The organism is Geobacillus sp. CAMR5420, assembly GCF_000691465.1.
Lineage (GTDB): Bacteria > Bacillota > Bacilli > Bacillales > Anoxybacillaceae > Geobacillus > Geobacillus thermoleovorans.
In genome coordinates, this window is the sequence record NZ_JHUS01000039.1 from 1 (window position 1) to 12,110 (window position 12,110).

The following is a 12,110-nucleotide window of genomic DNA, read 5'->3' on the forward strand; positions in this document are numbered from 1 at the left end:
GCCTGTATGACAAGAAGGAGGAAGCGTTAAAGCGGCTGGAGGAACTCGCGAAGGGTGCCAATGTGTAACCAACTGCTCTTTGGCTGCGACTAATAAAGAAAAAGGGTGGTTTAATGAAATGATGCTGGTGGCGGCTGCTTGGTATTGCTGTCCTTTTTTGCCTGTATGGGGGAGCGCAGACGTATGCGTGTAGCTGCGTTCCGCCTCGTTCTCCGTCGGAAGAGTTTACGAAAAGTGATGCGGTGTTTTCTGGGAAGGTCGTTCGTATTTATGAAACAACGCGGAAAGAACCGGAAATCAGAGAGAGAGTTCCGAAGCGCGCGGTTGTTTTTTCGGTCAATCGCACGTGGAAAGGGGTAAACGAAACACATGTTGTCGTGTACACCGGCTTCCACGAGGCAGATTGCGGGTATCCGTTTGAAGTCGGAAAAGAGTATCTTGTCTATGCGTATGACGATACGGACTGGGTCACAGGAATTTGCTCGCTGACAAAACCGTTGTCGCTCGCCAAGCCGGACATCGAAGCGTTTGGAAAAGGAAAGCCGCCGACACAGCACGTGGCGGCGGAAGAGTTGAAGGAAGGTAGATGGAATCCATTCTTCCCTTATATGATCGTCATTTGTGTGATTGGTTTTGTCGCATTTCTCTATGTTGTCCAAAAACGTCTACAGAAATAAGGACATTGGAAAGTGATTACTGCGATTCGATTGGAAAGTCGATATGAAAATGGACGCGCCCATTTTCATCGCGAATTTCGGCAGTTATTTGTTTACGTTCTGGATTAATTTTAATCACACCGAAGTTAAAAAATCCTCCCTCGGCATACAAGCGCTTCGGTCCAAATGTAGGGTCAAGCGCTGATGGCTGGCCCATAGCAGCTCCAATCGGCCCGCTTACCAGCTCACGATAATCGACGGTCCCGTTATGGTCAGGATCGTATTCGATGATATCCGCAAAATGCACATCGGCTGTGACAAAATAGACGTTTTTAATCTTGTTGTTCGTAATAAATGTAGAAAGTTTGGCAAATTCATGCTCATATCCAGTTTTGTCATTCGGGTCGATATGGTTGCCGTTTGCCCATCCATCACGCGCATGCGGTTTTCCTGTTGGAATCGAAATAGGAACGGAAGAAGCAATAAGCTTGACTTGAGCATCCGAGTTGGAAAGCTCCCGTTTTAACCATTCGAATTGCTCCTGGCCGAGCATCGTTTTTTCATCGCTGTCCGGCTGGGTATTTGAATCACGGTAGCCGCGATTATTTAAGATAAACAAGTCGATCGTATTTCCCCATGAAAATTTATGATAAAGCTTGCCGGATGTACTCCGCTCTGTTAACATCGGCCAATAATCGGTGAACGCCCGAAATCCCGTCGAAGTGAGGGGCTCAATCGGTCCAGAAAAATCATTGGTGACCTCGTGATCATCCCAAATCGCATAAACACTTGTTGATTGAAGCAGCTTTCGCAAGTTGGGATCTGTGCGGTTTTCCTTATATTTTGCCCAGAAGTCTTCGATGTTTTTTGACGGCGGGGCTGGAACCGCCGGAGTCGCATTATCCGCGTAAATCGTATCTCCACTGAATAAGAAGAAATCTGGTTTCAATTCTGCCATTGCCGCAAAAGAACGAAATGGAGGAATTTTCCCCTGGCCTCCTGTGTCACCTCCCCAGACGATTGTGAGGGGGATTATGTCATTGGACGTTGGCGCTGTTTTGAAACTTCCCGTTACTTGATAAGAGCCTGGAAGAGCCTGTACGCGGTAATAATAAGTGGTATTCGGTTTTAATCCTGTTACATTTACCTGTACGGTGAAATCATATTTCGAAACTGCTTTGGCCTTTTTTATTATTTTGTGTTGAAAGGACGCATTCTCGGAAATTTCAAATTGTACGGTGGCAGGTTTGTTTGTCCGTGCCCATAATACGGCGGAAGTATCCGTTACTTCCCCGCTTGCTATTCCATGGGAAATATAAGGTTTTTTGTTTAATTCTACTAATTTATCGGGATAGTCTGTAAACATGCCGTCAACGCCCAGAGATAATTGTTCGATCATTTTGTCTTGTGTATCCACCGTATACGGATGGACGATCATGTTGCGTTCGTGGGCTTCCTGCATCAATGTTGGGGTAACGAGAGAGTAATCCGGCCCAACTCCTTCTGCGTATTCGGCCGTTCGGTTGAAGACATCGTCAAGATTTTTGCCTTGAATCATTTTGGGGCTAAAAAGCTGGATAAGCGGAATGTCCTCTGGAACGATTTCCTGCAGTTTTCTTAAGCTTGCTTCGCTGAATGATTGGAAAATTACTTTTCCTTTTTTTAAATATCCGTTCTTTTTTAATATATCGACCAGTTTTTCTTCCATTCCTGGATATACATCCGGGTCCTTCGTTTCTATGTACAGAGCTACTTTGCGATCTTTCTTTTTAATGAAGTCAATGACTTCTTGAAGGGTTGGAATTTTCTCTTGTGCATACTGTTTTTTGGCGTATTCAGGATGTGTCTGATTAAACCAAGATCCAGCATCCAGCCGTTTGATTTCGGCAAGCGTAAAGTCTTTTACCTTCCAAGGGGCACGGTTGGGATACACTTCTTCCACGTTCGTTGTTCTTGTTAATGTGGAATCATGAATCGCAACCAATTCCCCATCTTTCGTCATATGCAAATCTAACTCTACATAATCCGCTTTCATCTGAATGGCTTTTTCATACGCAACCAATGTATGTTCAGGTGCATAGCCGGAAGCGCCGCGGTGGGCGATGACTTCGCCGCTCTCGACGATAGGCTGCAATGTGGACGGATGGCGGTTCTGTTCAGCAGCACTGGCTTCTGTCGAAAAATAAGGGGCCATTAATCCTAACGACATCGAAAGAGACAAACCGATTTTTGTTGATTTTTTCACTGATTCTTCACTCTCCCTTTCCAAGAATGGATTTCTTTCGACATGGTTATTGTAAAAAATAAGGGTAAAGTGAATATGGAATTAAGTTTAAAAAACTGTAAAAATATAAAAAATTTAGATGGAAGCAAAATCAAACGTTTTGATTGCTTTGCGTGCGTTTTTTTGGGAGAAGTTCGGACCATGTCCAAGAACAAAGGCAAAACAAGGCTGTTCCATTATTACGAAGGAAAAGCGGGCCACATGTTGTAATGGTCAAACTTGAACGTTTTTTAAAGAACTTTCAGCTTTTCATCGATTCGATTAGTGCTTTGCCAAGCACATCGAGATAAATATATTATTTGAAAAAATGATTCCGTCCATACCGAAATAAAAAATGGTGGTGCTTTTATATGGGGTTTGATGTCGTATTATATGATAGAGAAGGTCGAGAGGTTGGGATATTTGAAATAACAGAAAGTCTGCACAATGAAATATTTAATTCAAAGAAATTGTGGCGTAGTTATTTGGAACTTAGAACGTTAAGTGACTTTTATGCTAGTGATGAAACTTTTTCGGGTGAAAGACTTAAAAATCTTATTACAGACCTCAACAATTATAAAATGTTTATTTCGCACAATAAACGTAACGAATATCAAGAGTTTATTGACAAAATTTCTAGGTCAAATATTGGGAAAGTGCATATTGCAGGCGATTAAAAAATCAATTCTTCTTCAACAAACGGGTGCTTTACTTCAATAAGGAGTAGAGCCTTTTTCTTATTCAAGTTACGAAGCAGGTTACTTATAAAAGGTAGCGTCAAAATATTTCAGCACAAAACGCCCATTTTTTTGCACATTCTTTCAGAAAGCCCTCTCCCCTTTTCTGAAGGAATGTGCTAAATTTTTTGTGAATTGATTCGGACAAAGATTTCCATTCGTTTCAATGAGGGGGGAGGAAGTGTGATCCAGTTTCACGACTTTGGCATTGACATTCAAACGTATACGGATCGTGGGAAAGGGAACGATTTTCCCGACGTGAACCAATGCCCCCACTGTCCATCCCGCCGCCCCTTGCATCGTCACGGATACTACCAACGCTATGCGTTGACGGCAGAGGGGGAGTATCGCCTTTGGATCGCACGATACGCTCGCGAGAGTGTCGCAAAACCGTGAGTGTGCTGCCTTCTTTCCTCCTAGGCCGGGGCGAAGCATCTGATCTTCACTCCATCGGCGTTAGAGGCGATTGCCCTGCAGTCGCGGGGATGGCCTCGGGTGATCAACACGTTGGCCACGACGTGCCTGTTATACGGGTATCAGCTGAAAAAGGACGCCATTGACGAAGAAGTGGTGCGCATGGCCGCAGAGGAAATGGGGTATTAGCACGAAAGGGGCCGAATCGGCCTCTTTTGTGCTTTCACTTTTCCATTTTCCATCGGTCCATCAGGCGCGCTGGAAATCTTCATCTGAAAGAGCGTGCAAACGTTCCGAAAGAATGTGCAAAATCCGGAACAATCCGCAAAAATTTTGCACATTATTTCCGAATCCACCTGAAATAATTTGAAAAAGGGATTCTGAAATAATGTGCTAATTTACAGCTTAGTATCTGTATAAGCTTAATAAGGAGCTGTCTTGATTGACAACAAATCGAACGTTTCAAATCTTCATGTTCTACAATTTCATATTTTCGAGATAGCAGTAGAAACCTATCTGTCACCAAAGTATTCAAGAAGAAGGTCATTTGATCTTCTTCTTTTTTAGGTCAACTGGGGCATAATAAGACAGTTTAGTTTAAGAAGGAATTAAAGCTAATCGAGAAGAATAAGTAAATAAAAAAATTACAAAGGAGTAAGGGGTACATGGCATTTACCAATAAATTAAAATTAAAAATGGATGATAAGATCAATGATGAAATTTGGATAAATCTAAATACAAATGACAGAGCCGGTCTAAATTTACTAGACGCAAAATATTTTTCTATTGATAACATAATAAGAGAAATTAATACAGGCTGTTCTCCATGCCCAGATATCTTAACCGAGAATTTTGGAAGTAAACCTTCTGTCATGTTTGTATCTACAGTATATGGATTAGTTAATAAGTATTTAAAGCAGGAATACGATAGATCGAAGCAAGATTGGAATACCTTTTGCAATGATTTCTATAAAAAAATTATTCAATCCGGTACGGGTATATATAAGAGATTAGATAAGATTTATAGGCTGCTAGCGGAAATTAAAGGGCGAGAACTAGATTTTTGTTTTACAGAACTAGTCAAAACTGTATTAGTCGATCATGATAATAAGGTAAGTGGTTTAGGAAGTAAGGGTTCGTTCATAAAATATTTTGAAGAAGTTGAGTTCAGATTCCTTGAAGAAAGAATAAATCAAATAAAAAATGAATGTTTTATATTCTCTTTTTCTGAAGAAGTAACTTATTTTTTAGTAAAAATCTTTAACAAAGGAGCAACTTTAGAGGACGATTTTAATATATTACATACTGAAAATAAGAAGGTTAATATAAATATTAGAATAAAAAGGAACGGAGATTATCAGTTTAATATAGAAGCTGGGGGAACTTATTCAAACTCCGTTGCTTTTAAAACGGTATTAAAGGTAAAAGATAAAAAAATATATATCATTCCTCTGCCACATCCATCGACAGCGAATAATAAATATTGGCAAGAAAATCAATGTTGGGGACAATTAAAAGAACTTTTAAAAATGTGTATATGATTGCACGCAAGCTGCTTCTCATTGGTTCATTACTAAAACATAGAAGCAATAACACTAACGATAATTTTAGTTGTTCTTATAATTGCTGCATTAATATTTATAAGAAGTATCGTTCACAATTTCGCACCCTAATATTTTTCTTTCGAGTCAATCGAAGCGATACTTCAAAACAGGTTGTTTATTGCAAAATTAAAGTGCAGAGATGTGCAAAATTTTTATGCAAATGGTTATGCAGAGAGGCTTTACATGGAGGGGCAGCCATGATAACCTGTTTGGGTTTGCCAAATCTATTGCAGCTGGCCGCTTGGCAAAAGAATCATGGCTGCAGAGGCTCCATGTCAAGCCCTCAATAGCGAGAATTCAGATTGAATTTTTATTCGATATAAACGAATTTATATACTGCAATACTCTGCACTTTTTTCTTGCAAAAAACACCTTTGTATCCGCCAACTCATATTCACACGGGAAAATAACTACCCAGCTAGGGTAGTTATTTCCGTACTAAGCAGGTTTCAAAATATGTTAAATGTTTCAATCGCTTTTTTCTTTTGCTCAAAGTCAACATGCGTGTATACTTGCGTCGTGACTAAACTTTCATGACCGCGAGTAGTTCTTGTACGGTACGCAAATCAACATTTTCTTTATTTTCTTGTATCAACAAGGTAGCAAACGTATGCCGCAAATGATGGAGTGAGAACCGTTGAGGTGGCAGACCTGCTTTTTGTAAGATTTCTTTAAATATCTTATGTAAACCACGCGGATTCAGTTTTTTGCCATTTTTATTTAGAAATACCGGTTGGGAAGGATGGAGCTGATATTCTTCTAAACTTTCCATATAGCTTTTAATTAATGGGACAACCATGGGATGAAGGGGGAGTAAGCGCTCTTTTTTTCCTTTCCCATAAATACGTATCGTGTTGTTAGATAAATCAATTGTTTTTGTTGAAATTTAAAAAGACAAAACAAGCTGTTGCAGCAAGAAAAAAAGCTTTTATCGATGAATATCGAAAAAGTTATTGCGTTCATCAAGCATGTGAAACAGTTGGAATTACATTAGGAACGTATTATACATGGTTGAAGCGTGACAAATCATTTAGCGAAGAATTTTATAAAATTAAAGAAAGGGAAGTTAAGTAACTAATAACTGCTTTATATTTTTTAAATTCCGGTTGACATAATATAAATTATAAGAAGTTACGAAAGAGTCTGTTTCGATAACAAGTAGTCTCATAATAGTGAGACAAAACAAAAAAACGCCCATCGACACGCCCACCTAAAATAAAATAAAAACGCGCAGCCTCTTGATTCTCATTCAAGAAGCTGCACGTTACCCACTGCGCGTCGGCAGCTGCAGGGACCGCATGATCTCATCCTTTCTCCTTTCGTTTAGGCAATATCCGTTTGACGATAGCGGACGCCTTTATACCGAACGCGAACTGGCACGCCTTTTTCTTGCTTATGTTTCACCAGAAGCCGTTGGGCTTTTGAAAAGGCTTCCATCATCCCAGATGCCGGAATGGCCTCTTCCCACACAATCGTTTTCCCTTGGACTGTGTAGAAGGAAAAGACATACTGTTTCACCGTCTTCACCTCCCTATTATTATTATAATCAAAGACTGTTTTTCCTAAACACAAAAACTGTTACAATTATGTTAACATTTTCTCTTCGGCGTTTCCGCAACAAATAAAGGTGTCCCAATCCTTCCTAAAAGAGATCGGAACACCTTTTTCTTTTTGCGCATATGTGGCTGTTGGACCTTGCGGGTTGTGATGACCTTGCCGGTTAGCGCCGCAATCCGATTTAGCACAGTTCAGTTTCTTAGAAAAAGAAAACCGGCATCATGATTCAATGCCGGTTTGTTGCTTGTATTGTTTGACGGCCGCTTTATAGTCGGCTTGAATGGCATCTTTGTCTCGTCCGAGCCGAACGCTTAAAAAGTCGAGCACGGCTGCATCATGGGCAAGGCCAGCGGCAAACTGCCGCTTCAGCCAGCGTTCGCCGGCGATTTCCTCTGGGAACGTATGGGTCTCTCCCCCATCGGCATACACGTTCCAACCTTGAGCGGTTTTACGACTCAGCCACCATTGGCCATGGTGATTTGTCCAAAACACTCCTTCGGCCTCGTCTTTTTTGTTCAATTGGTTTTGTTCCGCATCACCGTATACCGGCAGAAGCGGGAACGTCTCGACGACAAACAGCGGAAATGTTGTATCATCGATCAAACAGCCGGACGCCTTGGGATGGCCGCCGCCACCGAATTGCAGGGCAAACTCAGCGACGTTGACGTCATCATGAATGGTGCGAAAGCCAATATGTTTCGTCCCCATGTTGACTAAAGCGATCAAGTCAAGATGAGGATAACGCTTGGATAACGCATTGCCCAATTCCGACAAATGGCGCTCGGCAAAGACGACGCCGATGCAATAGTCACCAAGCCAGCGCTGAACAAGTTGTTTTTGCTTTTGCCGAATGTAACGCTGAATTTTCTTCTCTTCCATATCGAGAAGCAGCTCTTCCGTCTCGGTCAAGGAGAACGGTTCTCTGGAGGCGAGCCGCTCGCTCATCGTCTCCCAAAAGCCGTCAAGCCCGAAAATCGTCAACAAATCATTCAGCCGCTTCGCTTGCAAATTCCCATTCTCTTCCCATTCCCACGTGTCGTATTGGCGGACGAGCTCGACGAACCCATCTAGCGTTTCATTAGGTGCGAGTTTTCCCTCGCGGACGAGATAGTCGTAAAAGAGCGAGGTGGCGCACGTCTTTTTGCCATCATCCCTCACCGGCACCACCTGTCCCCACGGGTAGTCATTGAAATGAAGCGCCGTCACGTGGTGGTCGATCACTTGCACATGGCCGCCGCGCGCCGCCCGTTCGGCGAGTTGCTGTTCCACTTCCTTGCCGACGGCCAAGTCGGTGATAAACAACATGGCGCCGTTGGCCTCGTCGCTTTGCAAGAATTGGACGACCCGTTCATCCAAATTGCGATAGGAACAAAACGAAATGTTCACCTCGGCAAACGCCAGCTTTGCGAGCAATCCGCAACCGATGCCGTCTAGATCGCTGTCAGTGAATAATTTGATCATGGGGTCCCACCTTTTTGTCACAAACTTTTTTGCAACCACGTTTTCAAGAGCGGCAACAGCCGATCCGGCAACGCGCTCACATGCGGAACAAAGACGCGGAAACGACCATAGATGTTTTCAATCGTCCGCCGCGTTGACTCATCGTCGGCCCCGTGGCCTAAAAAGAGATTGACGACCTCAATGCCGCGGCGGCGCGCTTCGGCGACTGCTTCGTGCGTATCGATGATGCCGTTTTGTTCATATCCGTACGCGGCGGGTTCGCCGTCAGAGAAGACGAGCAGCACTTTTTGTGCTTCCGGGCGCTTGAGGAGCTGTTCGGTCATCCAGCGAATCGCCAATCCATCGCGATTATCTTCATGCGGCTCGAGCTGCAGGATCGCCGGGCCGCTCGACGGCTCAAGCGAGCGATGGAATGAGACCGCCATCTGCAAATAGTTCGGCTGACGCGAAGCGGCTGCTTCGTTCGCATCTTCCCAAAATCCGACAATTTGGTGCGGCACGCGCAACGTTTTCAGCACCTCATGGCAAAGAACGAGCCCGGTTTTCGTCTCTTCCATTTTGTCATGCATCGAAGCCGAGCAATCGACAAGCAGGCCGAAGACTGCATCAAACCGCCGCGTCGGCTCGCCTTTTTTGTAAAACAAGCGCGGCCGCTCATCAGTGAAAAACGACACCAATTGTTTGCGCAGCCGACCGACGGGCAAGTTCGTGCGCCAAGCGGAGCGCTTGTGTTCAAGCCATTGTTCCATGATGCGCACAAGCCGTTTTCGGTACGGCGCCACCGCCGCCTGTTTGGCGCGGTATTGCTCAAGATGCGCGAGGTTTGGCGACGAAGGAAGAAGCACAAGATCGGCTTGGCGGTTGGCCTCGCCATACGGCGCACTGTTTCCAGCCGGCGGCTGTTCGCTGAAGGATGCTTGCGCTTCCAGGCCATACTCGTTTCGCGCCGTCGGCCGAGACGTTCCTTTCACGACGGCCAGCGCCTGATCACCGTCTTCACCCGGCCTCGCCTCATCGCTGATGATCTCGGTGCGGCTGCCTCGTTCGAGCTCAAAGCGGAGAAAGCTTCCACCCGCCCGGCTCGTTTCCCGATGCCACGTTGGCAGCAATTGCCGCTTGGCCTCTCCATCCGCCTCTTGAAGGGCATCGCGGTTTTCCAATGGGTTGGTCCGTTTGAGATCTTGAAGCGTCATCGTTTTCTCGTCCGCATCATCCTCAACGATTGGCAGCGATGTATAGGCATTGACCATATCATGAGGCAGCACGTCCTTCATCAGTTCCACAACGGCGAACGCCCAGTCCGCCACCTCGGCTGTCGAGGAAGCATCAAAAAATTGCGGCCATAACGTTTCAAGGCGCGCCTGCACCGCTTCATCCGCCATCGGAGCCAGCGGCGCATCATCAAGCGGCGAATTGGCCGTGAGCCGCAAATACATCCCCGCCAAAAACTGATCAGCCCAAGCGCCGCGCGTCCTGTTTGCTTGCCATTGCTGAGTGAAGTAGCGGCGGTACAAGCGGCGGCGCGTGCGGAACCATCGCTTCATCCCGGGACGTTCCCGCTCGCAGACGGCTTCCAAGCGAAGATCTTCAGCGAACGTAAACAGCTGTTTGGAAAGCTTGGAGAGCGGTCGGGATTCCACCGCATGTCGGAAGGCGCGAACCGCCAATCGGTCGGTGTGCCGATACGTGCCGATGATGCGCAAGCCGACGTCGCTTTTCATTGCCGTTTCCCGCTCCAATGGTGGATACCCATCCCAAAAATGGCTGACGTAAACGACCGGCTTGACACAATGCACGCCGGAATGGGCGGCGAACTGGATGGCAACGTCGCGGCGGCGCATGAGCGTTTGGGCGAGGTCAGAAAGCTGCATGACCAAACTCGAGTCGACCGTTCGGTCATTGAACATCATAAACCGCTCCATGCCGAGCCTCCTATTCGTCAAACCACGTTTCAGCGATGTTGCGCACTGCGGCCCGTTCCCGTTCATCGTCGAGCTTATCGACGATGCTTCGTTCAATGGCCCGCAATGGCGGCATGTACGCCGCCAAATCGCACGCATCCAACAAAGCGCGCACCGAAGCCGCTTCCTCGGCGATTTGTCCGTTTCGCACCTGCACAAGCAGATCAGCCGACAGGGCGACGAAACGATCGATCAACGTCTCATCCGTTAATGTAGTTTGCGCCAACAATACCGATTTTAATGTTTCTCCTTGCACATACGGCACATTGATGACGACAAACCGGTTTTTGAGCGCCTCATTGAGCGGTACGGTGCCAATATAGCCTTCATTGATCGCGGCGATGACGCCAAATGTCGGTTTCGCCTGCACGAGATCGCCGGTGAGCGGATTCGTGAGCCGCCGCCGGTAGTCAAGGACGCTGTTTAAAATCGGCAGCGTCTCTGGTTTCGCCATATTAATTTCGTCAATATATAGCAAATGCCCTTTTGTCATCGCCTGGATGACGGGTCCGGGCACGTACTCGATCACCGCCTGGCTGTTTTTGTGCACGATCGTCTTAAAACCGAGCAATGCTTCGGCGTCTAAGTCCACGGAACAGTTGATGCTGTGCATCGGTTGACCAAACAAAGCGGACAACGTTTCAGCAAGCCGCGTTTTTCCCGATCCGGTCGGGCCTTTTAAGAGCACGTTTTTCCCAAGCGCGAGCGCAATGGCGGCATCGTGCACGATCGCCTCATCTGCCGCCTTGTACCCGCCCGCTCCAATCAACGCGCGATCCGGATCGCGGCGGAACAGTTCTTTTCGCTTTTCCATTTCTTTCGTGACCGTCAACGGCCATGTTCCCATCTTCTGACTTCCTCTCTGTGGCGATCTTCCCCTCTCATTCTACTAGATCGCCCGGCGGGACGCAAAACAAAAGAACTAGACCATAAATATATTATGTAAATATAACAAAGAAAAAACGAGGCGCTCTCAACCGAAGTTGTCCTCAATCGCCTTGCGAATGAGCGCCGCGCACCGATCAAGCTCCGCTTTGAGCTGGCGTTTGTACAGCTTCGCCTTTTCCTGTCCGCCCTCGGCGAACCGATAGTAAACGACTTCTTGGTACTTCATTCCCTCTTTTTTCTGTTTCACTTGTTTTAAAATGCCGTCTTCGATCAAATCGTGCAGCGCCTTATACACTTCGGAGTGGTTCGGCCGGTAGCCGAACGGCTTGAACTCTTGGCGCAATACATCAAGCAGCTTCAGCCCGTAGAGCCGCTCCTGTTCGGTGAGCGTAATCAAATACAATTTTAAAAACGCACGTTGTTTTAACAGAAAACCGCTGGGCGTCCGTTTTTCTCCCATAGGCTTTTTCCCTCCTTCCCTACGGATGAAATTTCGCTCTTTGGGCGGCCAAATCCTGCTTGTCTTCATTATACCATGCGGGAAAGGAAAAATCCTCTCCCGCTTGGGT

General features: G+C 45.9%; 10 protein-coding genes and 2 pseudogenes. 5 read left to right on the forward strand and 7 right to left on the reverse strand.

Features of this window, described 5'->3' with window-relative positions:
- Positions 1 to 161 precede the first annotated feature (161 nt).
- The gene (locus tag DI44_RS0117100; RefSeq protein WP_277813381.1) at positions 162 to 677 is read left to right on the forward strand and encodes a hypothetical protein; all 516 of its coding nucleotides are present in this window, start codon (positions 162 to 164) and stop codon (positions 675 to 677) included.
- 16 nt (positions 678 to 693) lie between these two features.
- Here the strand turns inward: DI44_RS0117100 and DI44_RS08150 are convergent, their stop codons facing one another.
- Positions 694 to 2,901 carry a glycerophosphodiester phosphodiesterase family protein gene (locus tag DI44_RS08150; protein ID WP_033025395.1) on the reverse strand — a complete coding sequence of 736 codons (2,208 nt, stop codon included), beginning with the start codon at positions 2,899 to 2,901 and terminating at the stop codon, positions 694 to 696.
- 389 nt (positions 2,902 to 3,290) lie between these two features.
- On the opposite strand from DI44_RS08150, the gene DI44_RS08145 reads away from it, so the two are divergent.
- From DI44_RS08145 to DI44_RS08135, 4 genes and pseudogenes are all read left to right on the forward strand, one after another.
- The gene (locus tag DI44_RS08145) at positions 3,291 to 3,596 is read left to right on the forward strand and encodes a hypothetical protein (RefSeq protein ID WP_033025397.1); all 306 of its coding nucleotides are present in this window, start codon (positions 3,291 to 3,293) and stop codon (positions 3,594 to 3,596) included.
- Between the two features lie 243 nt (positions 3,597 to 3,839).
- Positions 3,840 to 4,075, forward strand: a pseudogene (locus DI44_RS18055) (hypothetical protein); the annotation flags it as partial.
- Between the two features lies 1 nt (position 4,076).
- Positions 4,077 to 4,259, forward strand: a pseudogene (locus DI44_RS18060) (AAA family ATPase); the annotation flags it as partial.
- Positions 4,260 to 4,735: 476 nt separating this feature from the next.
- The gene (locus DI44_RS08135) at positions 4,736 to 5,611 is read left to right on the forward strand and encodes a hypothetical protein (RefSeq protein ID WP_033025400.1); all 876 of its coding nucleotides are present in this window, start codon (positions 4,736 to 4,738) and stop codon (positions 5,609 to 5,611) included.
- A 586-nt stretch (positions 5,612 to 6,197) separates the two neighbouring features.
- Here DI44_RS08135 and DI44_RS0117105 read toward each other — a convergent pair.
- The 6 genes from DI44_RS0117105 to DI44_RS08105 form a co-directional block, all read right to left on the reverse strand.
- Positions 6,198 to 6,560 (reverse strand): tyrosine-type recombinase/integrase, encoded by a 363-nt coding sequence (locus DI44_RS0117105; protein WP_347229974.1) that lies wholly within the window; start codon positions 6,558 to 6,560, stop codon positions 6,198 to 6,200.
- Between the two features lie 437 nt (positions 6,561 to 6,997).
- The gene (locus DI44_RS08125) at positions 6,998 to 7,192 is read right to left on the reverse strand and encodes a hypothetical protein (protein ID WP_011231223.1); all 195 of its coding nucleotides are present in this window, start codon (positions 7,190 to 7,192) and stop codon (positions 6,998 to 7,000) included.
- Between the two features lie 258 nt (positions 7,193 to 7,450).
- Entirely contained in the window at positions 7,451 to 8,692 is a 1,242-nt protein-coding gene (locus DI44_RS08120; RefSeq protein WP_020279471.1) for a hypothetical protein, read from the reverse strand.
- A 17-nt stretch (positions 8,693 to 8,709) separates the two neighbouring features.
- On the reverse strand, positions 8,710 to 10,614 hold the full coding sequence (locus tag DI44_RS08115; protein WP_033025403.1) for a hypothetical protein: 1,905 nt from the start codon (positions 10,612 to 10,614) through the stop codon (positions 8,710 to 8,712).
- Positions 10,615 to 10,624: 10 nt separating this feature from the next.
- Positions 10,625 to 11,500, reverse strand: coding sequence for a MoxR family ATPase (locus DI44_RS08110; protein WP_011231226.1), 876 nt, complete (start codon positions 11,498 to 11,500; stop codon positions 10,625 to 10,627).
- 126 nt (positions 11,501 to 11,626) lie between these two features.
- On the reverse strand, positions 11,627 to 12,001 hold the full coding sequence (locus DI44_RS08105; RefSeq protein WP_011231227.1) for a helix-turn-helix transcriptional regulator: 375 nt from the start codon (positions 11,999 to 12,001) through the stop codon (positions 11,627 to 11,629).
- Positions 12,002 to 12,110: the final 109 nt, after the last annotated feature.